Origin of the sequence: Sphingomonas sp. So64.6b, assembly GCF_014171475.1 — a bacterium.
GTDB lineage: Bacteria > Pseudomonadota > Alphaproteobacteria > Sphingomonadales > Sphingomonadaceae > Sphingomonas > Sphingomonas alpina_A.
Map to the genome: position 1 here is coordinate 2,094,739 of NZ_CP048817.1, position 25,917 is coordinate 2,120,655.

The following is a 25,917-nucleotide window of genomic DNA, read 5'->3' on the forward strand; positions in this document are numbered from 1 at the left end:
GAGGGCACGTGCCCTAGTGCCGGCGAAGCGAGCAACGCCCGTTTCGCGACAGCGCTTTCGACAAGCTCGATCGCTACCCAGCACAAACGGCGGAATATAAGGGCCGAAGCCCCGCCCTATCCGGCCTCGTTGGCCAATGCATCGAACAGGTCGACGGTCTGCGGCGTGACCCAACCATAATGATAGTTGAGCATGAACAGCCCGAACAGGATCGTCGCGACGATCGTCACGCGGATCGCAACCTTGCCGGCCTGGAAACTATGCGGTGCACTATCGGCCTGTCCCGGCACGCGCGCGACACCGGCCTCGTCCGATGTGCGCACGCCGAAGGGCAGCACGAAGAACACCGAAAAGGCCCAGAACAGGAAATAGATGGCGAGCGCCGAGGTCCACCGCATAACGGACTCAAGCCTCGATCAGCAGCACGTCGACGATCGGCTTCTTGCCGGTCCAGCGCGTCGCGACACGGCGCACCGAAAGGCGGATGCCCTCGCGCAGCTTGGCCCGATCGCGCCCGCCCGAGCGGACCGCATCGACCGCGGCATCGATCGCTTCGAGCACGAACGGATCGCGATCTTCCTCGACCGGGATACCCTGGAGCTGGACTTGCGGTGCGCCAAGCAACGCGCCGTTCTTGCCGATCGCAACCGCGACCGAGATCTGGCCGAACAGCGAGAGCTTGCGCCGCTCGTTGATCGTCGCGCCGTCGCCCGGCAGGATCACATCGCCGTCGAGCACGAGGCGGCCGACCGCCGCATGGCCAATCTTCTGCGGATCGCCCGGCGCGAGCCGCACGATGTCGCCATTGGTCTGCACCAGCGCCTGTGGCACGCCTTCCGACAGACCGAAGCGCGCCTGTTCCATCAAATGACGCATTTCGCCATGTACCGGCATCAGGATTTCGGGTTTCATCCAGCGGTACATCTGCGCCAGTTCGGGCCGTCCGGGATGGCCGGAGACATGGACATGCGCCTGACGGTCGGTGATCATCACCACGCCCTTGGCGGCGAGCTGGTTCTGGATTCGGCCGATCGCGACTTCGTTGCCGGGGATCTGCTTCGAGGAGAAAACGACGGTGTCGCCGGCGTCGAGGCTGATCGGATGCTGGCCATTGGCGACGCGCGCCAGTGCGGCCCGTTCCTCGCCTTGCCCGCCAGTCGCGACGACCAGCACCTTGTTGCGCGGCAAGCGCATCGCAGCTTCGGCGTCGATCGTTTCGGGGAAGTTCTTGAGATAACCGGTCGCGCGAGCGACCTTCAGGATGCGATCGAGCGAACGGCCCTGGACGCACAAGGCGCGGCCAGTCTCACGGGCGACTTCGCCCAGCGTATGGAGGCGGGCGGCGTTGGAGGCGAAGGAAGTGACGAGCACCCTGCCCTTGGCCTTGCCGATCGTCTCCATCAGACCGAGCAGCACATCGCTTTCCGAACCTGACGGTTCGGGATTGAAGACATTGGTCGAATCGCACACCAGCGCGAGCACGCCGGCATCGCCGATCGCCGCAAGCTGATCGCCGGTCGCCGGATTGCCGATGACGGGCGCGGCATCGAGCTTCCAGTCGCCGGTGTGGAAGACGCGGCCATAGGGCGTATCGATCAGCAGCGCGCTCGCCTCGGGAATCGAGTGCGACATGGGTACGAATTGCACGCCGAACGGGCCAAGATCGAAGGGCTCGCCGGGTTGCTTGACGTGCAGCTTCACACGAGCCGCATTACCTTCTTCTTCGAGCTTGCCGCGGATCAGACCGGCAGTGAACGCGGTCGCATAAAGCGGCACGCCGAGATCTTCGGCGAGATAGGGCAAAGCGCCGATATGGTCTTCATGACCATGAGTCAGAACGATGCCGACCAGATCGTCGAGCCGTTCCTCGATGAATTGCAGGTCGGGCAGGATCACGTCGATGCCGGGATATTGCGGATCGGCAAAGGTGATGCCGCAATCGACCATCAGCCATTTGCCCTGGCAGCCATAGAGATTGACGTTCATGCCAATCTCGCCCGAGCCGCCGAGTGCGACGAACAGGAGTTCTTTCTTTGGGTTAGTCACTAAAATTATTGTCTTTCTGATTCGGCCAGCACCGCGATAGCGGACGGCCATAGGAGTGCGCGGTCAGCGCGATAATCTGGTTGAGGATGGAGCGGGGCGCCGTTCCCGGGCGCGCTCTCGCAAATCTCTACGCCCTTATATGGGCGCGATCCCACAACATCGCCAGCCCCTGAATGGTCAGATCGCTTTCGATGCAGTCGAAAACATTGGTGTGTTGCTCGAATAGCGTGGCCAGACCGCCGGTCGCGATGACCTTGACCGGCCGACCGACCTCTTCCTTCATGCGCGCGACGAGCCCCTCGATCATCGCGATATAGCCCCAATAGATGCCGATATGCATCTGGCTGACGGTATCGCGGCCGATCACCGAGAGATTGCCGGTCGGTGCCTCGATCGCAATGCGCGGCAGCTTGGCAGCGGCGGTGACCAGGGCATCGAGCGACAGGTTGATACCCGGCGCAATGATCCCGCCCTTATAGGCGCCGGAATAGTCGGAGAAATCGAAGGTCGTCGCCGTGCCGAAATCGATCGTGATCAGGTCGCCGGGATGGAGTGCATGTGCCGCGATCATGTTGACCGCGCGATCCGCGCCCACCGCATGCGGTTCCTCCACATCGAGCTGCATGCCCCATTCGACCGGCGGTTCACCGGCGATCAGTGGTTCGCCGCCGAAATATTTACGCGCCAGCGTTTGAAGGTTGTGCAGCGCGCGCGGTACAACTGTAGCGATGATCACGCCGGTGACGTCCTTGCGGTCATAACCCTCGAGCGTGAGCAACTGGCTGAGCCACACGGCGTATTCGTCCGCGGTGCGCCGCGGGTCGGTGGCGATACGCCAACGCGCCTTGATCGTGCCGTCGGTATCGACCAGCGCGAACACGACATTGGTATTGCCGGCATCGATCGCGAGCAACATGTGGCGGCCTTTCAGATCAGGAAGACATCGGCGGCGTGAATGACACGGGTCGTGCCATCCGCCAAGCGGAGGATCAGTGCGCCGTCACTATCGAGTCCGGCGAACAGGCCGTCGGTCGCGCTGCCATCGGGTAGCCGGGCGGTCAGCGCGGTGCCCGGTGCATGAGCGCGCTCGAGCCAGCGCGCGCGGATCGGTGCCAGCCCCTCGCCACGCCAGCGCGCGAGCCAGAGCGCGAACGCCTCGGCCAGCGTGTCGAGGAAATCCGCCGGGTCGGGCGTGACGCCGTGCGCGGCGAGGCTGGCGGCTGGACGATCAAGGTCGGTTGGATGATGCGCCAAGTTGACGCCGATGCCGATCACGACCGCATTCCCTGCCCCTTCGAGCAGGATGCCGGAGAGCTTCGCGCCATCGAGCAGCAGGTCGTTAGGCCATTTAAGCTGGAGCTGAGATTTCCCCACGTCATTCTCGCTTTCGCGAGAATGACGTGGGGGGAGGTAAGCGCGCACCACCTCTTCCAGCGCCACGGCGGTGACCAATGCCAGCGTCGCCGCCTGCGGGTCGCTGGCGCGCAATCGTACCAGGGTCGAGGTATAGAGATTGCCGACCGGCGAGGCCCAGGCCCTGCCTTGCCGTCCGCGTCCGCCATTCTGGCGCTCTGCGCGCAACCAGACGCCTTCCTCTATGCCGCTCCTGGCAAGCGCCAGCATATCGGCGTTGGTCGATCCCGTCTCGACGACGGTTCGGATGCTATGGCTCAGAACAGCGACCGTGCGGCAGTCAGGGTCAGCGCACCGAGCGGCGCGAGCAGCACCCAGCCGACCGGTGAAACGAAGACTGCCGCCGCCGCGATCAGTCCGCCTTCGACGATGCTGTCATTGCGTTCGAATTCCGGCGCAGGATCGTCGAAATACATCACCTTGACGATACGCAGGTAATAAAAGGCGCCGATCACCGAGGCGACAAAGCCGACCACGGCCAGCGGATAAAGTCCGGCACCGATCGCCGCATTGAACACCGCCAGCTTGGCGTTGAAACCAAGCAGCGGCGGGATGCCGGCGAGCGAGAACATGAATGTCGCCAGCGCCAGTGCGAGGGCCGGGCGAGTCTGCGACAGGCCCGACAGGCTGGCGATCGTTTCGACCGGCTGCCCATCGGCGTCGCGCATCTGCAGCACGACCAGGAAACTGCCCAGGGTCATGACAACATAGACGGTCAGATAGAATAGCACCGATGCGATGCCCGCTTCGGTGCCGGCGGCAAGACCGACTAGCACGAAGCCGACATTGTTGATCGACGAATAGGCAAGCAGCCGCTTGATATTGCTCTGTCCGATCGCCGCGACCGCACCGAGGACGATCGAGGCAAGTGCGGCGAAGATCACGATCTGACGCCATTGATCGGTCGCCGGGCCCATCGCCTCGACCGCGACGCGCACTGCCATGGCCATTGCCGCGACCTTGGGCGCACTGGCGAAGAAAGCGGTAACCGGGGTCGGTGCGCCTTCGTACACGTCGGGCGTCCACATATGGAACGGCACGGCGCTGATCTTGAAGGCGAGCCCGGCGAAGACGAACACCAGGCCGAAAGTCAGGCCGAGCGAATGGCCCGCGCCATAAGCCGTGGCGATCTGGTCGAACATGGTGCTGCCGGAGAAGCCATAGACCAGCGAGATACCGTAAAGCAGGATGCCGCTGGCGAGCGCGCCGAGCACGAAATATTTGAGGCCCGCCTCGGCCGAGCGCGTGTCGCGGCGCATGAAGCTCGCCAGCACATAGGCAGCAAGGCTCTGCAGTTCGAGACCGACATAAAGCGTCAGCAGGTCGCCCGCCGACACCATCATGCCCATACCGGCCGCCGAAAGCAGGATCAGCACGGGATATTCGGGACGCAGATCGTCACCGGTAGTGCGCGCGAAGAAGCGCGGCGCCATGATGATCGCCACCGCAGCGGCGATATAGATCAGCACCTTGGCAAAGGCGGCGAAAGCATCGGCACGGTACAGGCCGTAGAACGCCTCACCGCCGCTGGAGGCCGGGCCGATCAGCGAGATGCCGGCACCGGCCAGGATCGCGACCGCGGTCCAGGACACCGCGCGGGTCGACGCCTGACCGCCCCAGGCGGCAACCAGCATCAGCGCGATCGCGCCGATCCCGAGCACCAGCTCAGGCAGGGTCATGAGGAGTGAAGCGCTGTAATCCATCAGTGAGCGCCCTCATGCGCGGCAGGTACGGCCCCATGCGCCGCGGCGGGCGCGGGCCCGTTCGGTTTCGCTTGGCCGAGTTTCAATTGCGAGTCGCCGGGCGGCGTGGCGCGTGCCACGCGGGCGACCAGGGTCTGCACATCGCCGCGCATCGGCGCGATAAAGCTTTCCGGATAGACGCCCATCCACAGCACCACCGCCGCGATCGGCGCGAGCAAGGCGATTTCGCGCAGGCTCATGTCCGGCATGGCGCGGACATCGTCCTTGGTCAGATCACCGAACACGACGCGGCGATAGAGATAGAGCATGTACGCCGCACCGAGGATGATGCCGGTGGTGCACAACAGGGTGATCGTGGTCGACACCTTGTACGTGCCCGCGAGGCTGAGGAATTCACCGACGAAACCGCTGGTTCCGGGCAAACCGACCGACGCCATGGTGAACAGCATGAAGAACAGCGCATATTTCGGCATATTGATCGCAAGGCCGCCGTAACGGTCGATCTCTCGCGTGTGCAGCCGGTCGTAGATCACGCCGACGCACAGGAACAGGGCGCCCGAAACAAGGCCGTGCGAGAGCATGACGATCATCGCGCCTTCGATGCCCTGCTGGTTGAAGGCGAACAGGCCGATCGTCACGATCGCCATATGCGCGACCGAGGAATAGGCGATCAGCTTCTTCATGTCGGACTGCACCAGCGCGACCAGCGAGGTGTAGATCACCGCCACCGCCGACAGGCCGAAGACCAGCCAGACGAGCTGCGCCGAGGCTTCCGGAAACATCGGCAGCGAGAAGCGCAGGAAGCCGTAGCCACCGAGCTTCAGCAGCACGCCGGCCAGGATGACCGACCCCGCCGTCGGCGCCTGGACGTGCGCATCGGGCAGCCAGGTATGGACCGGCCACATCGGCATCTTGACCGCGAACGAGGCGAAGAAGGCGAGCCACAGCCAGGTCTGCGCCTGAACCGGGAAGTCGTAGTTGAGCAGCACCGGGATGCTGGTCGTGCCGGCTTCCTGCACCATCCACAGCATCGCGATCAGCATCAGCAGCGAGCCGAGCAGCGTGTAGAGGAAGAATTTGTAGCTGGCGTAGATTCGGTTCGCGCCACCCCAGATGCCGATGATCAGATACATCGGGATCAGGCCGGCTTCGAAGAAGATGTAGAACAGGAACAGGTCCTGCGCCGCGAAGGTGCCGATCATCAGCACTTCGGTGATCAGGAACGCGGCCATATATTCGGGCACGCGCTTGGTGATCGCGCTCCAGCTGGCGCCGATGCAGATCGGCATCAGGAACACGCTGAGCATGATCAGCATTAGCGCGAAACCGTCGATGCCGAGCGACCAGCCGAACACCCCGAACAGATGTTCATGATGTTCGACGAACTGCCATTGCGGCCCGCCGATATCGAACTGCGCCCACAGGCAGATGCCGAGCAGCAGATCGACCAAAGTCGCGCCAAGCGCGAGCCAGCGCGCCGTATTCGCATTGACGAACAGGCAGGCGATCGCGGCGATCGCCGGGATCGCGAGCATGACGGTAAGGATCGGGAAGCCGCTCATCGTGTGATCGCCCAGGTAATCGCGGCGGTCAGGCCGATCAGCATGACGAAGGCATAGCTATAGACATATCCGGATTGGAACCGTCCCGCGACGCGCGTGCCCTGCTGGACTAGCCAGGCCGAGCCATTGGGCCCGAACCGGTCGATCGTCTTCTCGTCACCACGGTGCCAGAACAGGCGGCCGATGGCGAAGGCGGGGCGCACGAACAACAGGTCGTACAGTTCGTCGAAATACCATTTGTTGAGCAGGAAGTCGTAGACCACGCGGAATTGCTCCGCGACTTGCGCGGGGAAGCGCGGTGCGCGGATATAGGCCATCCAAGCGCCCCACAGGCCAAGCGCCATGGCGATCGTCGCGCTGAGTTTCACCAGCAGCGGCACCTCGTGCATTTCGTGCATCAGATGTTCGCTGAACGCGATGCTGCCCTTCCAGAAGATCTCACCCGCCTGCGGCTCGATGAAGAAGCCGTGGAAAGCAAAGCCCGCCGCGACCGCGCCAAGCGACAGCAACAAGAGCGGCGTAAGCATCGACCAGGGGCTCTCATGCGGATGATAACCGCCGGTGCCGTCGCCATGGCCATGATCGGCATGGGCATCATGACCATGATCGACATGCATCGCGGCGTGATCGTCATGCGCGTCATGCCCATGCGCGTCATGCAACGCGTGCTGGATATGCTCCGACTGAGTCCAGCGCGGCTTGCCGTAGAAAGTCAGGAACATCAGCCGCCAGGAATAGAAGCTGGTCAGCAGCGCGACGATCATGCCGACGATCGATGCGCCCGACTGGCCCGAGGCCCAGGCCGCTTCGATGATCGCGTCCTTGGAATGGAATCCGGCAAAGCCGATCGCGAGGTGATTTCCGAACACCGCGGGGATACCGACACCAGTGATCGCCAACGTGCCCGCCATCATTGCCCAGAAGGTGATCGGAATGCTTTTACGCAGCCCGCCATAGTAACGCATGTCCTGCTCATGGTGCATCGCATGGATCACCGAGCCGGCGCCAAGGAACAGCAGAGCCTTGAAGAAGGCGTGCGTGAAGAGGTGGAACATCGCCGCGCCGTACGCGCCGGTGCCGGCGGCGAAGAACATGTAACCGAGCTGCGAGCAGGTCGAATAGGCGATCACGCGCTTGATGTCGGTCTGTACCAGGCCGACCGTCGCGGCGAAGAAGCAGGTCGCGGCGCCGACGGTCGTCACCACGCTCAGTGCGACCGCGCTGGTCTCGAACATCGGCGACAGGCGGCAGACCATGAACACACCGGCGGTGACCATCGTCGCGGCATGGATCAGCGCCGACACCGGGGTCGGGCCCTCCATCGCGTCGGGCAGCCAGGTGTGCAGGCCGAGCTGCGCCGACTTGCCCATCGCGCCGACGAACAGCAGCAGGCACAGGATCGTCATCGTGTCGAAACGGTGGCCGAGGAAACCGATGGTCGAGCCGGCCATGCCGGGCGCTGCCTCGAGGATCGCCGGAATCGACACCGTGCCGAACACCAGGAACGTGCCGAAAATGCCGAGCATGAAGCCGAGATCGCCAACGCGGTTGACCACGAACGCCTTGATCGCGGCGGCATTGGCACTGGGCTTCTTGAACCAGAAACCGATCAGCAGATAGGAAGCGAGACCGACGCCTTCCCAGCCGAAGAACATCTGAACCAGATTGTCGGCCGTCACCAGCATCAGCATCGCAAAGGTGAACAGCGACAGATAGGCGAAGAAGCGCGGCTGGCTGTCGTCCTCGGCCATATAGCCCCAGCTATACAGATGGACGAGCGCGGAGACCGAGGTGATGACCACGAGCATGACCGCGGTCAGCGCATCGACACGCAATGCCCAGTCGACCTGCAGGTCGCCCGAGCGCAGCCAGTGAAGCACCGGCACGACGCTTGGTTCGGCGCTGCCGGCGATGAAGCTGAAGAAGATCGGCCAGGACAGCGCGCAGGATAGGAACAACGCGCCGGTCGTGATGACCTTGGTCGGCACATTGCCGAGCATGCGGTTGCCCAGGCCGGCGATAATCGCGGCGAGCAGCGGCAGGAAAACGATGAAGAGGATCGACGTCACGCTGCGATTACCCCTTCATCCGGTTGACGTCGTCGACCGAAATCGTGCCGCGTCCGCGGAAGTAAATGACCAGGATCGCCAGGCCGATCGCCGCTTCGCCCGCGGCCACGGTCAGCACGAACATCGCGAACACCTGTCCGACCAGATCGTGGAGATAGGCCGAGAAAGCGACGAAATTGATGTTCACCGACAACAGGATCAGCTCAATCGCCATCAGCATGACGATCAGGTTCTTGCGGTTGGCGATGATGCCCAGCACGCCGAGAGCGAACAGGATCGCCGCGACCACCAGATAATGCGTCAGCCCGATCACAGCTCCACCCCCTGCCCGACGCCGGGCTGCGTATTGCGCGTTGCGTCCTGCGGACGGCGGGCGTTCTGGCGCGACACATTCTGTGCACGTACCCCGCCGCGTTCGCGGTGCGTGAGGACGATCGCCCCGATCATCGCGACCAGCAGGACCAGGCCAGCGCCTTCGAACACGAACAGATAGCGCGTGTAGAGCAGCCGGCCGATCGCCTCGATATTGGGTATTGTCGCGTCGATCGGCGCAGCGCGCCGGCTCAGCTCGATCGCTCCGGCGCTCCAGGCACCGAAGGCGACCATGATCTCGGCCGCGAGTGCGATCGCGAAGACCACGCCGATCGCCGCATAACGCGCGAAACCGGCACGCAGCTCAGCGAAATCGATGTTGAGCATCATCACCACGAACAGGAACAGCACCGCGACCGCGCCGACATAGACGATGATCAGCAGCATCGCGATGAACTCGGCGCCGACCAGCACCATCAGCCCCGCCGCGTTGAAAAAGGCGAAGATCAGCCAGAGCACGGCGTGGACTGGGTTACGCGCGGTGATGGTCAGCGCGCCGCTGACGATCACGAGTGTCGCGAACAGGTAAAAGGCGATTGCTTGGATCACGGAATCGGGAGGCCCCTATAAGTCGGCTGGCGCTTAACGGTACGGTGCATCGGCGGCAAGGTTCGCGGCGATCGCGCGTTCCCAGCGATCGCCGTTATCGAGCAGCTTCGCCTTGTCGTAGATCAGCTCTTCGCGCGTTTCGGTCGCATATTCGAAGTTCGGACCTTCGACGACAGCATCGACCGGGCATGCTTCCTGGCACAGGCCGCAAAAGATGCATTTGGTCATGTCGATGTCGTAGCGCGTGGTGCGGCGGCTGCCGTCCTCGCGTGGTTCGGCCTCGATCGTGATCGCCTGCGCCGGGCATACCGCTTCGCACAGCTTGCACGCGATGCAGCGTTCCTCGCCGTTGGGATAGCGGCGCAGCGCATGCTCGCCGCGGAAGCGCGGGCTGATCGGGTTCTTCTCGAACGGATAGTTGATCGTCGCCTTCGCCTTGAAGAAATACCGCAAGGTCAGCGCGTGTGCCTTGAGGAATTCCCACAAGGTGTAGGATTTGATGATCTGAGCAAGGCTCATGACGGAACTCCAACGCGGGTCAGCATCAGGAAGCCCGACACCAGGAACACCCAGAACAGCGACAGCGGCAGGAAGATCTTCCAGCCCAGACGCATCAGCTGGTCATAGCGATAGCGCGGGACGGTCGCCTTCACCCAGCTGAACAGGAAGAAGAAGAACAGGATCTTGGCGAACAGCCAGATGATGCCCGGCACCCAGTAGAGCGGCGCCCAGTCGAACGGCGGCAGGTAACCGCCCCAGAACAGAGTTGCGTTCAAGGTGCACATCAGGATGACGTTGGCATATTCGCCGAGCCAGTAGAGCGCGAAGCTCATCGACGAATATTCGGTTTGATAGCCGGCAACCAGCTCGCTTTCCGCCTCAGTCAGATCGAACGGCGCGCGCTGCGTCTCGGCGAGTGAGGAGATGAAGAACACGATCGCCATCGGGAACAGCAGCGGGTTCCAGATGAAGCCGTTGGCAAAACCGTACAGCCCTTTCTGCGCCTCGACGATCGCCGACAGGTTGAAGCTGCCAGTCCACAGCACGATCGAGATCAGCACGAAGCCGATCGCGACTTCATAGCTGACCATCTGCGCCGCGGCGCGGATTGCCGAGAAGAATGGATATTTCGAGTTGGACGACCAGCCGGCCAGGATGATGCCGTAAACACCGAGCGAGGACGCCGCGAGGACGTAAAGCAGGCCGACATTGATGTCGGACAGCATCACGCCGACCTGGAACGGTACCACCGCCCACACGATCAGCGCGACCGTGAAAGTGATGATCGGTGCGAGCAGGAACAGGCCCTTGTTCGCAGCCGTGGGCACGATGGTTTCCTGCAGGAACACCTTCAGGCCGTCGGCGAAACTCTGCAACAGGCCGAACGGACCGACCACGTTGGGGCCGCGACGCAATGCCATCGCCGCCCAGATCTTGCGATCGGCGTAAATGATCATGGCCACTGCCAGCATCAGCGGCAGTGCGATGACCAAGATGCCGACGATCGTGGAGGTGAACCACGCCCATTCGAAGGACAGACCCCAAGATTGGAATAACGCGGTCATTGCGCGCACTCCTCAACCAGCGTCACCCCAGCGAAGGCTGGGGTCTCTGGCGATTGTGCGGGACAAGAACCGCTTGAGATCCCAGCCTTCGCTGGGATGACGGTGAGAAAGGTCATCATCACTCCGCCGCCTCCGCGAATTCCTGGCCATGGACCAGTTCGGCCGAACAGCGCTGCATTGTCGGCGATGCGCGGCAGATCGCGTTGGTCAGGTAGAAATCCTTGATCGGATAGCCGGTCAGTTCGCCCTCGCCCTGGGCGTCGAGCGCCGGCGGGTTCCAGGCGAAGCTGCGCAGGCCAAGCGTTGCGAGATCAGACGTGTCCACGCCCATCGCCGCACGCAGCTCCTCGATCGTGTCGAATGGCAAGGTCTTGCCCAGCACAGCCGACAAGGCCCGCAGGATCGTCCAGTCCTCGCGCGCGTCGCCTGGCGGGAACACCGCGCGCTCGCCGCGCTGCACGCGGCCTTCGAGATTGACCCAGGTGCCGGATTTCTCGGCATAGCTGGCGCCCGGTAAGATCACATCGGCATGCGCCGCGCCCTTGTCACCATGATGGCCGATATAGACCTTGAAGCTCTTCGCGAACGCCGCAAAATCCAGCTCGTCCGCACCCAGGAAGAAAGCCAGCTTCGGCTTGGCCGCAACGAGGTCGGCAATGCCGCCGGGCTGCGCCCAGCCAAGCATCAGCCCGCCCATGCGGCTCGCCGCCATATGCAGGACGTTGAAGCCATTCCACTGCCCCCCGTCTTCAAGGGTGCGAACAAGATTGAGCTTCTTGGCCAGCGCCAGCGCCGCGCCATGCCCGCCCTTGAGCGCCGCACCGCCGACAATCGCCATCGGCTTGGCCGCATCCTTGAACGCATCGGCGGCGGCCTTGGGCAGCTTGCCGAGCAAAGTAAGGTCGCTGCCGAGCCATTCGACCTTATAGGTCAGGTCGGTCTCTGGTCCGATCGCGAAGACCTTCGCGCCCTTCTTGATCGCCTTGCGGATCCGCGTGTTCACCAACGGCGCTTCCCAGCGCAGGTTGGTGCCGACGAGCAGGATCACATCGGCGTCTTCAGTGCCGGCGATGGTCGTGTTGAAATTGACCGCCGCCATCGATGTAGCGTCGTACGCCATGCCTGTCTGACGGCCCTCAAGCAGCGTCGATCCCATCTCGCCAAGCAGCGCCTTGGCCGCGTAGAGCGTCTCGCAATCGAGCAGGTCGCCATGGATCGCGGCAACGCTCGATCCGGCCTTCACCTCAGCGATTGCCGCGAACGCCTCATCCCAGGTCGCCGGAACAAGCTTGCCATTGGTCCGCACATAGGGCCGGTCCAGCCGGCCGCGCACCAGGCCGTCAACGGCATGGCGCGTCTTGTCGCTCGCCCATTCCTCATTGACGTCCTCGTTGATCACGGGGAGCGCGCGCAGCACCTGACGGCCGCGGCTGTCGAGGCGGATATTGGTGCCGACCGCGTCCATCACATCGATGGTCAGCGTCTTTTTCAACTCCCACGGCCGGGCTTCGAAGGCGTAGGGCTTGGACGTCAACGCACCGACCGGGCAAAGATCGACGACATTGCCGGACAGCTCGCTGGTCACCGCGCTTTCGAGGTATGACGTGATCTGCATGTCCTCGCCGCGACCGATCGCGCCGATTTCCTCGACCCCGGCGACTTCCTCGGCGAAACGGATGCAGCGCGTGCACTGGATGCAGCGCGTCATCACCGTCTTGACGATCGGTCCCATATATTTCTCGGTCACGGCACGCTTGTTCTCGTCATAGCGAGACTGGCCGCGGCCATAGGCGACCGATTGATCCTGCAGGTCGCACTCGCCACCCTGATCGCAGATCGGGCAATCGAGCGGGTGATTGATCAGCAGGAATTCCATCACGCCTTCGCGCGCATTCTTGACCATGGCTGAGTTGGTGAAGACTTCCTGATTGTCCGCTGCCGGCAAGGCGCACGATGCCTGCGGCTTGGGCGGACCAGGCTTCACTTCGACCAGGCACATACGGCAATTACCGGCGATGCTGAGGCGTTCGTGATAGCAGAAACGCGGGATTTCCTTACCGGCGATCTCGCACGCCTGCAGCACGGTGGCGCCGGCGGGGACTTCGATCTCGATCCCGTCTACTTTAAGCTTGGGCATTATTGCGTTTCCCGCGCACGGTTCGAAACAATATCGGCAATCGTCGATCGGTAAAGAACTTCCGCCAGCAAGCCCGAAACCACCTGCTTGCTGAACTTCACCTTGTCCCCGATGATGCAATCACTGAGTGCCGGCGAAAGGTTGCTGTAAGCCAAGCGCTCGGAGTCACTGCCGGCCGCGCTCGCGACAACCGCACGGCTGTTAGCGGGATCCTTTTTCACCACACACGCGGCAAATTGCCTCATCGTGACATATTGTGCAGCGCGCGGAGACGTCTCGCCCACGGTGTCCGCCGAATAATCGATCGGCGCGACCGTCACGGCACCCTCCGACGTCGCTGCGGCGCGGTTAAACAGGACAACAAAAAGACTTCCGCGCAACAATGATGGATCGAACCGGAGTTCGCGAACCACCATGCAGCCTTGGTCCGACACATTCTTCATTTCCTGCCGCGCTTTGGACGAGAACGGCGGCAAAGCGAGAAGCCTGATCACCCTTTTATGATCCGCGCGATCAAGGCATTCAGCGAAATTGTTCATTACAGCCCGCGCTTTCTCACGCTCCGAGTGACCATCACCCGGCAGCCGAGCGGGCGCCACATGACCGCGAGAGTTTCGCATCCCCAACTGCGCAGCAGCAGGCAGTGCGGCCACCAGCATCAAGACAGCCGAGACGACGGCGAATTTCTTCACTCGGCTGCCTCCATCATCGGCGACACCCCACCGCCCTGCTTTTCGATGATCCGCCGCTCCATTTCGGGGCGGAAATGCTTGATCAGACCCTGGATCGGCCAGGCCGCCGCATCGCCGAGCGCACAGATAGTGTGCCCCTCGATCTGCTTCGTCACCTGATACAGCGTGTCGATTTCCGACACATCGGCGTCGCCAGTGCGCATCCGCTCCATCACGCGCCACATCCAGCCGGTGCCTTCGCGGCACGGCGTGCACTGGCCGCAGCTTTCATGCTTGTAGAAATAGGAGATGCGGCTGATCGCGCGGACGATGTCGGTCGATTTGTCCATGACGATCACCGCCGCGGTGCCGAGGCCCGAGCCGAGCGCTTTCAGCCCGTCGAAATCCATCGGCGCGTCCATGATCTCGGCCGCTGGTACCAGCGGCACAGACGAACCACCGGGGATCACCGCGAGCAGATTATCCCAGCCGCCGCGAATACCGCCGCAATGCACTTCGATCAGTTCGCGGAACGAGATGCTCATCGCCTCTTCGACGACGCAGGGCTTGTTCACATGGCCGCTGATCTGGAAGAGCTTGGTGCCTTCATTCTTCTCGCGCCCGAAGCTGGCGAACCATTCCGGACCACGGCGCAGGATGGTCGGGACAACCGCGATCGATTCGACATTGTTGACCGTGGTCGGGCAGCCATAGAGGCCGGCGCCAGCCGGGAACGGGGGTTTCAGGCGCGGCTGGCCCTTCTTGCCCTCCAGGCTTTCGAGCATCGCGGTCTCTTCGCCGCAGATGTACGCGCCGGCGCCGCGATGAACGAAGACGTCGAAATCATAACCCGAACCAGAGGCATTCTTGCCGAGCAGGCCTTTATTATATGCCTCGGCGACCGCAGCGAAGAGCGTCTCCGCTTCACGAATATATTCGCCGCGAATGTAGATGTACGCAGCGCGTGCGCGCATCGCGTAACCGGCGATCAGCGCGCCTTCGATCAGCTTGTGCGGATCGTGGCGGATGATCTCGCGATCCTTGCAACTGCCGGGTTCGGATTCATCGGCATTGATGACCAGGAAGTTCGGCCGGTCGGGCTTGGGTTCCTTGGGCATGAAGCTCCACTTCATGCCGGTCGGGAAGCCTGCGCCGCCGCGGCCGCGCAGGCCTGATGCCTTCACCTTGTCGATGATCGCGTCCTGGCCGATCGCCATCAGCGTCTTGGTATTGTCCCAGTCGCCACGCTTTTGCGCAGCCGCAAGGTTCCACGGCTGAAAACCGTAGACATTGGTGAAGATGCGATCCTTGTCGGCGAGCACTATTTATCGCCCTTCTGATTGCGGCGAGCTGAAACGATAAACCACAAGGCGATCACGACCATGGTCAGCGAAATGACCAGTGCGGTAACCAGCGGAATGCTCAACCCGGTGTTCATTTCGGCCCTCCCAGCATCTTCTGCGCGCCAAAATAGATCGCCAGGCCGATGCCAAGGACGATTAGTAGCCCGAGCAGCTTGAAGGTCAGTTTGAGCGCCCAGCCGAGGACAACCAGCCCGCCGATAATCGCAAGGATGGTGATGACGGTGTTCTTGTTCATGCCCATTCCCCCCGATAATCATGGTTTTCATCGACCATCGCCTTGAGCGAGGTCGGTCCGCCGACGGGTTCACTGCTCTTGCGCCCGATGGTCGAGCCGGGTGGCGGCGTCTTGCCCGACGCCAGCGCCTCTAGGATCGCGGTGGTGCGATCGTAATCGAGATCTTCGTAATTATCGTCGTTGATCTGCACCATCGGCGCGTTGGCGCAAGTGCCGAGGCATTCGACCTCGGTCAGCGTGAACAGGCCGTCCGGTGTGGTCTTGCCCTTGATCAGGCCATGATTCTTGCACGCCGACAGGACATCGTCCGATCCGGCGAGCATGCACGGCGTCGTGCCGCACACCTGGACATGATAGCGGCCGACCGGCGCCATGTTGAACATGGTGTAGAAGGTCGCGACCTCATAGACGCGCATATAGGGCACGCCGATCGCACGCGCGACGAACTCGATCACCGGAACCGGCAGCCAGCCCTGAGTCTGCGTCTCCGCGCCAACCTGGCGCTGAGCGAGATCGAGCAACGGCAGCGACGCGGATTGCTCGCGCCCCTTGGGATAGCGGCCGAGGATCTCGTTCGCTTTCGCCTGGTTCTCGTCAGTCCACGCAAACGCGCCCCAGCGCGCGCGGGTTTCGGCTTCGTCGGGGATTTTGGGTGCTTCAGCCATTGTCAGCGTTCTTTGAATTGCCAGCTGGCGGAGTTCCAAAAATATCTATTGCCCTTTGACGGCAAGCAGGAAAATCAGCGCCGTCCATGGCTACGCATGTCACCAATTTGCGTTTCCCATTCAGAACCCCAATATATTGAACAATAAGAGTTCCGCCCGAGGCTCGAGCATTGAAACGCAATATTGTTTTATTTCCAAGCTTCTGTGCTGTGATTTCAGAACTCAATAATCGCAGCCTGTCGCCATATCTATTCGAAATCTCTTGAGCCAACCGCTCACGAGCACCCTCGAGTGTGACTGGATCGATCTCGGCGGGAAACGGTGCATCTGCCATGCCATCGGTCACCGCGACAACGTGCTTCTCATCAGCTTCAGTCGCCACGGCCTCAGGCGAAATGGATGCCCTTTGGCCCAGCGCTGAGACTGCTGCGAGCAATCCCAAAACGATCCCGACGTGCGTAGGCCAGCGAACATTTTCGTCGCGAGTTGCGCTCATTTTCTTGCTGAGAACGTATCCCAAAAAGCCAAGAACCAAAGGTAGGCAAAGAATACCCAGCCACTGCCCTATCACAGCAGCTATTTCGCGTTCGTTCATCGGTCACACTCCCCGAACACGATATCCATCGCGCCGAGAATGGCGGTGGTATCGGCGAGCATGTGACCCTTGGCCATGAAGTCCATCGCCTGGAGATGGCTGAACGCGGTTGGGCGGATCTTGCAGCGGTACGGCTTGTTGCTGCCGTCGGCGACCAGATACACGCCGAACTCACCCTTGGGGCTTTCGGTCGCGACATAGACGTCACCGGCCGGCACATGGAAGCCCTCGGTATAGAGCTTGAAGTGGTGGATCAGCGCTTCCATCGAGCGCTTCATCTCGGCGCGCTTGGGCGGCACGACCTTGCGGTCGAGCGACGCAATCGGCCCGTCGGGCATCTCGTTCAGGCACTGCTTCATGATCCGTGCCGACTGACGGACTTCCTCGACGCGCACCATGAACCGGTCATAGCAATCACCGCGCGTGCCGACCGGCACGTCGAAGTTCATCTTCGCGTACACATCATAGGGCTGCGACTTGCGCAGATCCCAGGGAATGCCCGAGCCGCGGATCATCGGGCCGGAAAAGCCCCATTTCACCGCATCGTCACGGCTGACCGTGGCGATATCGACATTGCGCTGCTTGAAGATGCGGTTGTCGGCAACCAGGCTGATCGCGTCCTCGAACAAACGCGGCAAGCGCGTGTCGAGCCAGTCGGCGATGTCGGTCAGCAGTTTGAGCGGCGTATCCTGATGCACGCCGCCGGGCCGGAAATAGGCCGAATGCATACGCGCGCCGGACACACGCTCAAAGAAGTTCATGCAGTCTTCGCGGATTTCGAACAGCCACAGGTTCGGCGTCATCGCGCCGACGTCCATGACGTGGCTGCCCAGGTTGAGCATATGGTTCGAGATGCGCGTCAGTTCGGCAAAGAACACGCGCAGATATTGCGCACGGATCGGTACTTCGAGATCGAGCAATTTCTCGATCGCCAGCACGAAGCTGTGTTCCATGCACAGCGGGGAACAATAATCGAGCCGGTCGAAATATGGCAGCGCCTGAGTGTAGGTCTTGTATTCGATCAGCTTTTCGGTGCCGCGGTGAAGCAGGCCGATATGCGGATCGACGCGCTCGACGATCTCACCGTCGAGCTCCATCACCAGACGCAGCACGCCATGCGCGGCCGGGTGCTGCGGGCCGAAATTGATCGTGTAGTTCTGGATTTCAACATCGCCCGGAGTCGGGTCTGCGGCATCCAGCTTGTGCTCGATGGCTTCGAGATGATCAGCCATGGGTCACCTCCGCGGCAAGGAACACTCCACCGTTCGGGCTGAGCTTGTCGAAGCCCTGCCCTTGCTGGGAGCGCGGAAAGAAGAACGGTCCTTCGACAAGCTCAGGACGAACGGAGAGGATGGTGATTATCTTCACTTGTCCGCCTTCGGCTTGCGCGGCGCGCGGGGCTTGGCGACCGGTGCGTCACCGGAGGCAGCAGGCTTGGCGCGCGGCTTGCGCGGCGCCTTCACCACATCGGGATCGGCGGGCTTGGGCGTCGCATCAGGCTCGGCTTTGCCGGCACCGGTTTGCGCTGGCGATTCCGTGGTCTTGGGCTTTGGCGGCGGGGCCTTGGCTTCGCTCTTCGCCGCATCAGCCTTGACGATTTCATCCGCCTTCAAGGGCGTCGGGGCGCCCTTGGCCTCGGGCAACGCAGCCTTTTCGTCACCCGGCAGGACATATTCCGCTCCTTCCCAGGGAGAAGTGAAGTCGAACGTGCGGAAATCCTGGGCGAGCTTGACCGGCTCGTACACCACGCGCTTGGCTTCCTCGGAATAACGCAGCTCGACGAACCCGGAGAGCGGGAAATCCTTGCGCTGGGGATGACCGCGAAAACCGTAATCGGTCAGGATACGGCGCAGGTCGGCGTTCCCCTCGAACAGCACGCCGTACATGTCGTACACTTCGCGCTCGAGCCAGCCCGCCACCGGCCAGATGCCCGTCACCGACGGCACCGGTTTTTCCTCGTCGGTCTGCACATGCACGCGGATGCGGTGATTGCGCGTCAGCGAAAGCAGGCAATAGACCACTTCGAACCGCTCTTCGCGATCCGGATAATCGACGCCGGCGATTTCCATCAACTGCTGATATTCGAGACCGGGCGTGTCGCGCAGCGCGATCATCGTCTCGACCAGTGAGACGCGATCGACATGAAGCGCGACTTCGCCGACCGCATCGAGCGACGACAGCAAAGCCGGGCCGAGCGCGCGGCCAGCGGAATCGATAACGCCGTCATTCGCGGCGTAAGCCGGTGCGGGCGCCCTCACCGTTCGATCGTTCCCACGCGGCGGATCTTCCGCTGTAGCTGCATGATGCCGTAGAGCAGAGCTTCGGCGGTCGGCGGACAGCCCGGGACATATATGTCCACCGGCACGATCCGGTCACAACCGCGCACCACCGAATAGCTATAGTGATAATAGCCGCCGCCATTGGCGCACGAGCCCATCGAAATGACGTATTTGGGCTCTGACATCTGGTCATAGACCTTGCGCAGCGCCGGGGCCATCTTGTTGCACAGCGTGCCCGCCACGATCATCACGTCCGACTGGCGCGGGGATGCGCGCGGCGCAGCGCCGAAGCGCTCGAGATCGTAGCGCGGCATGTTCACATGGATCATCTCGACCGCGCAGCAGGCAAGCCCGAAGGTCATCCACCACAGCGAACCCGTGCGCGCCCACTGGAACAAATCTTCCGTGGACGTGACCAGGAAGCCCTTGTCATTCAGCTCACCATTGATGTCGTTGAGGAACGACACATCAGGCAGCGTACCGGCGGGCGGCGGCACGGTGAGTTCTACTCCCATTCCAGCGCTCCCATCTTCCACGCATAGACAAGGCCGAGCGCAAGCTCCGCGATAAAGATCATCATCGAAATCCACGCCGTCCAACCAAGGCTGAACACGCTGACCGCCCAGGGGTAGAGGAAGGCGGCTTCGAGATCGAAGATGATGAACAGGATCGCCACGAGATAGAAGCGCACATCGAACTGGCTGCGCGAATCCTCGAACGCGGGAAAACCGCATTCATATTCGGTCAGCTTCTCCGCGGTCGGCTTGTGCGACCCCGTGAAACGCGATGCGATCATCGGCAGGAATACGAATGCGCTGGACAGGACGATAGCGACGCCCAGAAACAGCAGGATCGGCAGATATTGTGACAGGTCGACCAATGTTCTCTCGCATGTGCGAAGTGATGCGGCGGCTTTAGGCCGATGACCCTAGTCGGGCAAGGGCGCAGGCCATGAGAATCACTCGCAATTAGGCTGCATTGACGGGCACCGGCGGGATAAGGATCGGCGTCGCTCGCTGCGCCAGGCTTGGCGCTGTTCCGGCGCGATCATAAGCCAGTCCAAACGGTCGCACGGTGCCCGACGGCATGGTTATCGAGCGTAGTGGCTTGCCGCGCCGCCAAACCAGGATCCGGCGATCAGCGACGCTGCTCGGCACCCGTCTCGCCATCAGCGGCGATGACCTCGATCAGCCGATGGCTGGCCGGGACGGTCGGCAGGATGGCGGGCTATAGCGGGTCGATGGCGGCCTGGGCGGTCATGCCCAGCAAGGCCGCCAGCCAGATCACCGTAGCGCGTTCGCGAGCAATTTATGCAGTTTGGACTGAAGCACATCGTTCGCCGCAAGGTATTCGCTGCGCTCGACCATCTTCTCGCCACCGCGGAAGTCAGTGACGAAACCACCCGCTTCCTTGACCAGCAACATGCCGGCCGCCGTGTCCCAATGCTGCAGGCTCGATTCCCAGAAGCCGTCGAAGCGCCCCGCCGCGACCCAGGCGAGATCGAGCGCAGCCGAGCCGAGCCGACGAATGCCGGCCACTTCGGGTGCGATCGCGCCGAAGATGCGGCTCCATTCGGCAAAATTGCCATGGCCAAGGAAAGGGATGCCGGTCGCAATAAGCGAATCGGCGAGATCCCGGCGTGCCGACACGCGCAGGCGTTCGGACTGGACCCAGGCGCCGCGACCCTTCTCGGCCCAAAAGGCTTCATCGGTCAGCGGTTGATAGACGAGTGCCGAGGTCACCTCGCGCTTGCCGTTTGGCAAAGTTTCCTCGACCGCGATCGAGATTGCGAAATGCGGGATGCCGTGGAGGAAGTTCGACGTGCCGTCGAGCGGGTCGACGATAAATCGCGGCTTGTTGGGGTCGCCGGCGACTTCGCCGCGCTCTTCCATCAGGAAACCCCAATCGGGGCGGCCGCGCGACAATTCCTCAAACAACGTCTGTTCGGCGCGCTGGTCGGCCATCGTCACGAAGTCGGCCGGGCCCTTGCGGCTGACCTGCAATTGCGAGACTTCGTTGAAGTCACGACGCAACCGCGGCCCCGCCTTGCGCGCGGCGCGATCCATGACAGTCATCAGGCCGGAATGGGAAACCATATAATTCCTTAGTCCCTCTCCCCTCCGGGGAGAGGGCAAGCGAGCGTAGCGAAGCGCGGGAGAGGGAAAGTGACAACGCAGGTCCGCGTTAATGCCCCTCGCCCCTACCCTCTCCCCGGAGGGGAGAGGGAGTAATTAATCCGCCCGCCTAACATAAGTCTGCTCGTACACATCGACCACGATCCGCGTGCCCGCGCCGATATGCGGCGGAACCATCACGCGGACACCGTTTTCGAGGATCGCGGGTTTGTAGGACGACGATGCCGTCTGTCCCTTCACCACCGCATCGGCTTCGACGATCAGCGCTTCGATCGTGTCGGGCAGCTGCACCGAGATCGGACGCTCCTCCCACAACTCCATCACGACATCCATGCCGTCCTGCAGGAAAGCCGCCGCATCACCGAGGATGTCGGCGTCGAGCGTGATCTGCTCGTAATTATTCTTGTCCATGAAGGTCAGCGTATTGCCTTCGCGGAACAGGAACTGGAAATCGACCGTGTCGAGCCGCACCCGCTCGACGCTCTCCGCGGAACGGAAGCGGACGTTGTTCTTGCGGCCGTCGATCAGGTTCTTCATCTCGACCTGCATATAGGCTCCGCCCTTGCCCGGCTGAGTGTGCTGGATCTTGACCGCGCGCCAGATGCCGCCTTCATATTCGAGAATGTTGCCGGGACGAATCTCGACCGCGTTGATCTTCATGACCTATACCTGCTGGAAAGAGCGAAGCGGGGCCTTTAGCGAGAGGCGGGCTTTCCGGCAAGGTATGGGTAGGGATCGACATCCTGCCCCTCATACCAATGCTGCTCGGGTGTCGTGCGCGTCAGACCGAAATGCAGATGGTAATTGCCGGCGCCGGCATTGCCGGTATCCCCGACGAAACCGATCTGATCTCCCGCCTTGATCGCCTGCCCTTCGTGCAAACCCGGCGCATAAGCGGCGAGATGCGCGTAATAATAAACCCAGTCACGCCCCGGCGAGCGGACATAGATCGTCATGCCGCCCGCGGCGCTGGTCCATAGTTTTTCGACCGTGCCGGGCGCCGCGGCGAGCACAGGCGTGTTGACGGGAGCCATGATGTCAGTGCCGTGATGCGCGCGCAGACCATTGTCGCGCGGATCGCCCCAATTATCACTCAGCGCTTCGCGCCGGATACCCGCGACCGGCATGCCCAGCGCCGGTGCCGACGCGCCGTTTTGCCTGACCTTGAGTGGCTCGGCCGGTTTCGCGGTCCTTGGCGCATCGGGTAGAAAGATCAGCAACGCTACCCACACGCCGATCAGCGTCAGGAATGCGATCAGCAGGCCATAACCCAATTTGCGCAAGGCGTTCAGGGCCGGAACACCGCTGGCGTTCCCGGCTTGACCATCAGCGACAACCGCGCCGCGTCCCAATTCGTCAGGCGGATACAGCCATGACTTTCCGCGCGCCCGATCGTGCTTGGTTCGGGCGTGCCATGGATACCGTAATGCGGCTTGGACAAGTCGAGCCAGATCACCCCAACGGGCCCGTTAGGACCCGGCGGCAGTTTCGCCGCTTTGTCACTGCTGTCGGCATCCCAGAACAGTTTCGGGTTGTAATGGAAGGGCGGATTGTACGACGCGCCCTTGATCGTCCAGTTGCCGATCGGCAGCGGATCGTTGCTGCTGCCCATGGTCGCCATGAATTGAGCGATCAGCTTGCCGTCCTTGTCGAGCACGCGCAGCACCTCATCCGATTTGTCGACCACGACTTTCGCACCTTGGGGCTGGTTGGCGTCGACATTGAGATCGGCCAGTGTCTTGCGCCATTCGGGGGACAGTTTCGAATCATAGTCACGCGACACCGGCAGCGCGTTAGGCACGATGATCGGCGCACCCGCGGCCAGCCGCGCAGTCGGTCCGTTGAGCTCGAGCAACACGGCCGGCGTGGTGTGGAACATCTCGCTGAGCTTTTCCAGGGGCGAGCGGTAACCGAGCGCCGGCAGTTTGGCCTGGTCCGCCGGCTCTTTGGGCAGTGGATCGGTATAGGGCCCTGCCAACGTGCTCGCAGTGAGGGCGAGCGTGCGCGTCGGGCGAAGTGCGCGGAAGGGATGAAGCGCGCGAAGCGTGACGGGATCCATCTCGCCGGTTTGCCTAAGCCCGCGCGACTCCTGGAATCCCTTCAGGGCTGCCACCAGTGATTTGCCCGTACGGCCGTCGAGCACGCCCGGCGAGAAGCCGAGATGGTCGAGAATCACTTGGACATGGAGGGTGGAGCGGTCAAGCGCCGGTGTTGCGGCAACTTTTGTTCCCTGCGCCGTGGCGTAAACGGGACAAAGGGTTGCAATTGCCAGACAGGCCGCGCCGACCGTTATTTTTCTCATAATCTCAATCCCCTACATATATTCCATGCAGACAACGACGGACCGGGGGCTTGTTTCCATTTCTCAGCAGACGTCATCGCCGATGATATCCCGGCGTTCGCTGCTTGGCGCCGGCATTGCCGGAGGTGCTGCCCTCACCATGCCCCTGCCCGCCATGGCGGCCGGTGCCGAATGGCGCCTGGCGATCCGCAACGTCCATACCAATGAGAGCGTCGATGCCGTGTTCGCGCGAAATGGCGATTTCGTCGCTGATGGTCTTGCCGAACTGAACCATGGTTTGCGCGACTGGCGCACTGGGCAGGTGTTTCCGATGGATCGCAAGCTGCTCGGCCTGCTGGTTCAACTGCGCGAGAAGCTCGACATGCGCGGCGGACAAAAGATCGACCTGATTTCAGGTTATCGCTCACCGGACACCAATGCAGCGCTGCGCGCGCGTGGCGGCGCGCATACCGGCGTGGCGAGCCAGAGCCAGCATATGCTGGGCAAGGCGACCGATATCATGATCCAGGGCGTTTCGCTCGATCGGCTGCGCGGCGCGGCACTGGCACTGGGCGGTGGTGGCGTCGGTTATTATCCGCGCGATGGCTTTGTCCATGTCGATACCGGACGCGTTCGTCACTGGTAACGGCCTGGCGGGATCGACGCGCCTGACGATCAGTTTCTTCGACGGCTTGGCAGCGATTACCCTGCGAGCGTCGCCATCAACCGCGCCATGCGCTCGTTGCCGAGATTCACGCCAGCACCGTTTTCGGGCAGCGTCGTGAATTGCGCCACGCCCTCGGGGATCACCACCCAAGTGTATTTCGACTGCGTGAAGTAATGCGCATCGGGGATCAGGAGTTCGCCTCGATCCAGCGTCCCGGCGCGCACGAAGCGCGCATTGTCGGCGAACATCGGATGATCGGCATAGAGCAAGGTGTCGCACGTGCCGCAACGCCAGGCTCGCGTATCACCCTTGTCTCCACGCTCCAGCGTTCGCACGACCGGCTCGCCCTTCAGGATTTCGATTCGGCCGGTTTCAATCATGACATTGATCGCGAACGCTGAACCGGTGATGCGCTGGCAGTCGCGGCAATGGCAGCAATTGGTCATGATCGGTGCGCCGTGCATGCGATAACGCACCGCGCCGCACTCGCAGCCGCCGTCGTACGCCTCGCTCAACCCAGCACCGCCGCGAATGCCTTGACCGCCGCCGCCTCATCACCGCCCCACACCGCATGGGACACGGCAATGAAGTCCGCGCCCGCGGCGATCAATGGTGGCGCGTTGGTCGGCGTGATGCCGCCGATCGCCACACTCGGCACTTCGAACACGGTCGACCACCAGCTCAGGATCACCGGATCGGGCACATGGCTGACGGCCTTGGTGGCGGTCGGATAGAAGGCGCCGAACGCGACATAATCGGCCCCCGCCTCGCCCGCTTCCATCGCCAGATGGCGGCTGTCGTGACAGGTCACACCAATCTGCGCGGTCGGCCCCAACACTGAGCGCGCCTCGCGCGGGTCGCCATCTTCCTGACCGAGATGCACGCCATCCGCTTTCAGTCTTTTGGCGAGCGAGATGCTATCGTTGACGATGAACGCCACGTCGCGCTCGGCGCAGATCGCGCGCAGCGGTTCGCCCAGCCTTGCAGCCTCGTGCTGGTCGACGTCCTTCACCCGGAATTGGAATGCCGCCACCGATCCCGCATCGAGAGCGCGCGCCAGCCGGTCGGGAAAACCGCCGCCGACATCGAGCGGCGAGATCAGGTAAAGCTGGCAAGCCGGTCGCCGGATGTCGCGCGTGAAGCGCGCGGCGAAATTCGGGTCGAGCGGGCCGAGCGGATCGTCAATGAAGTCAGTCATTGCGCGCCTCTAACACCGCTGATCGGCCGCGTCTCGGCACTGCTGTCGAAACCGGCAATAAGCGGGCGGCCCTTGGTGATCGCATCGCGCACGGCGGGCAGCGTCAGCGACGCGTCATGCGCCGCCTTATTCTCCCACACCTCGGTCACCCACAGCGCGTCGGCATTGACGAGATCCTCGGCGACGACATAGCTGAGACAGCCGGGCATCGTACCGGAGCCAGAGGTAAGTAACGCGGCCAGGGCGTCACGCTGGCCGGGCTTGGCGATCATCCGGCCGATCATGCCGTACATCTCGCCCGCCGAGCCAGCCGCTGCCGCGATCGCCGGCGATGGCACACCGATGAGCGCGATTGCGAAGCCGCCGCCGACAAAGGCGCGGCGCCCAACGATAGCGCCGTCCTTTACCATG

General features: G+C 62.5%; 30 protein-coding genes. 1 reads left to right on the forward strand and 29 read right to left on the reverse strand.

What is annotated here, in order from left to right; all coding sequences use genetic code 11:
* Positions 1 to 116: 116 nt before the first annotated feature.
* The 26 genes from G4G27_RS10040 to G4G27_RS10165 all read right to left on the reverse strand — a co-directional run bounded on the left by G4G27_RS10040 (position 117) and on the right by G4G27_RS10165 (position 23,662).
* Positions 117 to 398 carry a DUF1467 family protein gene (locus G4G27_RS10040; protein WP_183113192.1) on the reverse strand — a complete coding sequence of 94 codons (282 nt, stop codon included), beginning with the start codon at positions 396 to 398 and terminating at the stop codon, positions 117 to 119.
* A 7-nt stretch (positions 399 to 405) separates the two neighbouring features.
* A complete protein-coding gene (locus tag G4G27_RS10045; protein WP_244624700.1) occupies positions 406 to 1,986 on the reverse strand; it encodes a ribonuclease J in 1,581 nt (526 codons plus the stop codon).
* A 187-nt stretch (positions 1,987 to 2,173) separates the two neighbouring features.
* The gene (locus tag G4G27_RS10050) at positions 2,174 to 2,962 is read right to left on the reverse strand and encodes a type III pantothenate kinase (protein ID WP_183113194.1); all 789 of its coding nucleotides are present in this window, start codon (positions 2,960 to 2,962) and stop codon (positions 2,174 to 2,176) included.
* Positions 2,963 to 2,973: 11 nt separating this feature from the next.
* Positions 2,974 to 3,669 (reverse strand): biotin--[acetyl-CoA-carboxylase] ligase, encoded by a 696-nt coding sequence (locus G4G27_RS10055; RefSeq protein WP_244624632.1) that lies wholly within the window; start codon positions 3,667 to 3,669, stop codon positions 2,974 to 2,976.
* Between the two features lie 47 nt (positions 3,670 to 3,716).
* Positions 3,717 to 5,162 (reverse strand): NADH-quinone oxidoreductase subunit NuoN, encoded by a 1,446-nt coding sequence (gene nuoN, locus G4G27_RS10060; protein ID WP_183113195.1) that lies wholly within the window; start codon positions 5,160 to 5,162, stop codon positions 3,717 to 3,719.
* Entirely contained in the window at positions 5,162 to 6,724 is a 1,563-nt protein-coding gene (locus tag G4G27_RS10065) for an NADH-quinone oxidoreductase subunit M (protein WP_183113196.1), read from the reverse strand. Before G4G27_RS10065 ends, nuoN begins: the two co-directional genes overlap by 1 nt.
* Positions 6,721 to 8,793: an NADH-quinone oxidoreductase subunit L gene (gene nuoL / locus G4G27_RS10070; protein ID WP_183113197.1), complete on the reverse strand. Its 2,073-nt coding sequence runs from the start codon at positions 8,791 to 8,793 to the stop codon at positions 6,721 to 6,723. The genes G4G27_RS10065 and nuoL overlap by 4 nt, the downstream gene beginning before the upstream one ends.
* A 7-nt stretch (positions 8,794 to 8,800) precedes the next feature.
* A complete protein-coding gene (nuoK, locus tag G4G27_RS10075; protein WP_034161248.1) occupies positions 8,801 to 9,106 on the reverse strand; it encodes an NADH-quinone oxidoreductase subunit NuoK in 306 nt (101 codons plus the stop codon).
* Complete coding sequence (locus tag G4G27_RS10080; protein ID WP_183113198.1) at positions 9,103 to 9,714, reverse strand: NADH-quinone oxidoreductase subunit J; 612 nt, start codon at positions 9,712 to 9,714, stop codon at positions 9,103 to 9,105. The genes nuoK and G4G27_RS10080 overlap by 4 nt, the downstream gene beginning before the upstream one ends.
* Before the next feature lie 33 nt (positions 9,715 to 9,747).
* Entirely contained in the window at positions 9,748 to 10,233 is a 486-nt protein-coding gene (gene nuoI, locus G4G27_RS10085) for an NADH-quinone oxidoreductase subunit NuoI (RefSeq protein WP_183113199.1), read from the reverse strand.
* Positions 10,230 to 11,279, reverse strand: a complete 1,050-nt coding sequence (nuoH, locus tag G4G27_RS10090; protein ID WP_183113200.1) for an NADH-quinone oxidoreductase subunit NuoH — start codon at positions 11,277 to 11,279, stop codon at positions 10,230 to 10,232. Before nuoH ends, nuoI begins: the two co-directional genes overlap by 4 nt.
* Positions 11,280 to 11,397: 118 nt before the next feature.
* Entirely contained in the window at positions 11,398 to 13,416 is a 2,019-nt protein-coding gene (gene nuoG / locus G4G27_RS10095) for an NADH-quinone oxidoreductase subunit NuoG (RefSeq protein WP_183113201.1), read from the reverse strand.
* Positions 13,416 to 14,108, reverse strand: a complete 693-nt coding sequence (locus tag G4G27_RS10100; RefSeq protein ID WP_183113202.1) for a hypothetical protein — start codon at positions 14,106 to 14,108, stop codon at positions 13,416 to 13,418. The genes nuoG and G4G27_RS10100 overlap by 1 nt, the downstream gene beginning before the upstream one ends.
* Positions 14,105 to 15,409 carry an NADH-quinone oxidoreductase subunit NuoF gene (gene nuoF / locus G4G27_RS10105; RefSeq protein ID WP_183113203.1) on the reverse strand — a complete coding sequence of 435 codons (1,305 nt, stop codon included), beginning with the start codon at positions 15,407 to 15,409 and terminating at the stop codon, positions 14,105 to 14,107. Before nuoF ends, G4G27_RS10100 begins: the two co-directional genes overlap by 4 nt.
* A gap of 112 nt (positions 15,410 to 15,521) precedes the next feature.
* Positions 15,522 to 15,686 (reverse strand): hypothetical protein, encoded by a 165-nt coding sequence (locus tag G4G27_RS10110; RefSeq protein ID WP_183113204.1) that lies wholly within the window; start codon positions 15,684 to 15,686, stop codon positions 15,522 to 15,524.
* Entirely contained in the window at positions 15,683 to 16,351 is a 669-nt protein-coding gene (locus G4G27_RS10115) for an NAD(P)H-dependent oxidoreductase subunit E (RefSeq protein WP_183113205.1), read from the reverse strand. The genes G4G27_RS10110 and G4G27_RS10115 overlap by 4 nt, the downstream gene beginning before the upstream one ends.
* Complete coding sequence (locus tag G4G27_RS10120; RefSeq protein ID WP_183113206.1) at positions 16,344 to 16,946, reverse strand: hypothetical protein; 603 nt, start codon at positions 16,944 to 16,946, stop codon at positions 16,344 to 16,346. The genes G4G27_RS10115 and G4G27_RS10120 overlap by 8 nt, the downstream gene beginning before the upstream one ends.
* The gene (locus G4G27_RS10125) at positions 16,943 to 18,178 is read right to left on the reverse strand and encodes an NADH-quinone oxidoreductase subunit D (RefSeq protein ID WP_183113207.1); all 1,236 of its coding nucleotides are present in this window, start codon (positions 18,176 to 18,178) and stop codon (positions 16,943 to 16,945) included. Before G4G27_RS10125 ends, G4G27_RS10120 begins: the two co-directional genes overlap by 4 nt.
* Positions 18,171 to 18,314: a hypothetical protein gene (locus tag G4G27_RS10130; protein WP_183113208.1), complete on the reverse strand. Its 144-nt coding sequence runs from the start codon at positions 18,312 to 18,314 to the stop codon at positions 18,171 to 18,173. The genes G4G27_RS10125 and G4G27_RS10130 overlap by 8 nt, the downstream gene beginning before the upstream one ends.
* On the reverse strand, positions 18,311 to 19,204 hold the full coding sequence (locus G4G27_RS10135) for an NADH-quinone oxidoreductase subunit C (protein WP_183113209.1): 894 nt from the start codon (positions 19,202 to 19,204) through the stop codon (positions 18,311 to 18,313). Before G4G27_RS10135 ends, G4G27_RS10130 begins: the two co-directional genes overlap by 4 nt.
* On the reverse strand, positions 19,201 to 19,740 hold the full coding sequence (locus tag G4G27_RS10140; RefSeq protein ID WP_183113210.1) for an NADH-quinone oxidoreductase subunit B: 540 nt from the start codon (positions 19,738 to 19,740) through the stop codon (positions 19,201 to 19,203). The genes G4G27_RS10135 and G4G27_RS10140 overlap by 4 nt, the downstream gene beginning before the upstream one ends.
* Positions 19,731 to 20,105 (reverse strand): NADH-quinone oxidoreductase subunit A, encoded by a 375-nt coding sequence (gene ndhC / locus G4G27_RS10145; RefSeq protein ID WP_183113211.1) that lies wholly within the window; start codon positions 20,103 to 20,105, stop codon positions 19,731 to 19,733. The genes G4G27_RS10140 and ndhC overlap by 10 nt, the downstream gene beginning before the upstream one ends.
* Positions 20,106 to 20,508: 403 nt before the next feature.
* Positions 20,509 to 21,321 carry an inositol monophosphatase family protein gene (locus tag G4G27_RS10150; protein WP_183113212.1) on the reverse strand — a complete coding sequence of 271 codons (813 nt, stop codon included), beginning with the start codon at positions 21,319 to 21,321 and terminating at the stop codon, positions 20,509 to 20,511.
* 135 nt (positions 21,322 to 21,456) lie between these two features.
* Entirely contained in the window at positions 21,457 to 22,020 is a 564-nt protein-coding gene (gene efp, locus G4G27_RS10155; protein ID WP_183113213.1) for an elongation factor P, read from the reverse strand.
* 35 nt (positions 22,021 to 22,055) lie between these two features.
* Entirely contained in the window at positions 22,056 to 22,643 is a 588-nt protein-coding gene (locus tag G4G27_RS10160) for a M23 family metallopeptidase (RefSeq protein ID WP_183113214.1), read from the reverse strand.
* 5 nt (positions 22,644 to 22,648) lie between these two features.
* Positions 22,649 to 23,662 (reverse strand): L,D-transpeptidase, encoded by a 1,014-nt coding sequence (locus G4G27_RS10165; RefSeq protein WP_183113215.1) that lies wholly within the window; start codon positions 23,660 to 23,662, stop codon positions 22,649 to 22,651.
* An 82-nt stretch (positions 23,663 to 23,744) separates the two neighbouring features.
* Here G4G27_RS10165 and G4G27_RS10170 point away from each other — a divergent pair, with 82 nt between their 5' ends.
* Complete coding sequence (locus G4G27_RS10170) at positions 23,745 to 24,287, forward strand: DUF882 domain-containing protein (RefSeq protein ID WP_183113216.1); 543 nt, start codon at positions 23,745 to 23,747, stop codon at positions 24,285 to 24,287.
* 56 nt (positions 24,288 to 24,343) lie between these two features.
* Here G4G27_RS10170 and G4G27_RS10175 read toward each other — a convergent pair whose 3' ends face one another.
* The 3 genes from G4G27_RS10175 to G4G27_RS10185 are packed head-to-tail and all read right to left on the reverse strand — an operon-like array spanning position 24,344 to position 25,916.
* Complete coding sequence (locus G4G27_RS10175; protein WP_244624633.1) at positions 24,344 to 24,823, reverse strand: GFA family protein; 480 nt, start codon at positions 24,821 to 24,823, stop codon at positions 24,344 to 24,346.
* The gene (gene thiE / locus G4G27_RS10180; protein WP_183113217.1) at positions 24,820 to 25,506 is read right to left on the reverse strand and encodes a thiamine phosphate synthase; all 687 of its coding nucleotides are present in this window, start codon (positions 25,504 to 25,506) and stop codon (positions 24,820 to 24,822) included. Before thiE ends, G4G27_RS10175 begins: the two co-directional genes overlap by 4 nt.
* Positions 25,503 to 25,916 carry a putative quinol monooxygenase gene (locus tag G4G27_RS10185; RefSeq protein WP_183113218.1) on the reverse strand — a complete coding sequence of 138 codons (414 nt, stop codon included), beginning with the start codon at positions 25,914 to 25,916 and terminating at the stop codon, positions 25,503 to 25,505. The genes thiE and G4G27_RS10185 overlap by 4 nt, the downstream gene beginning before the upstream one ends.
* Between the last annotated feature and the right edge of the window lies 1 nt (position 25,917).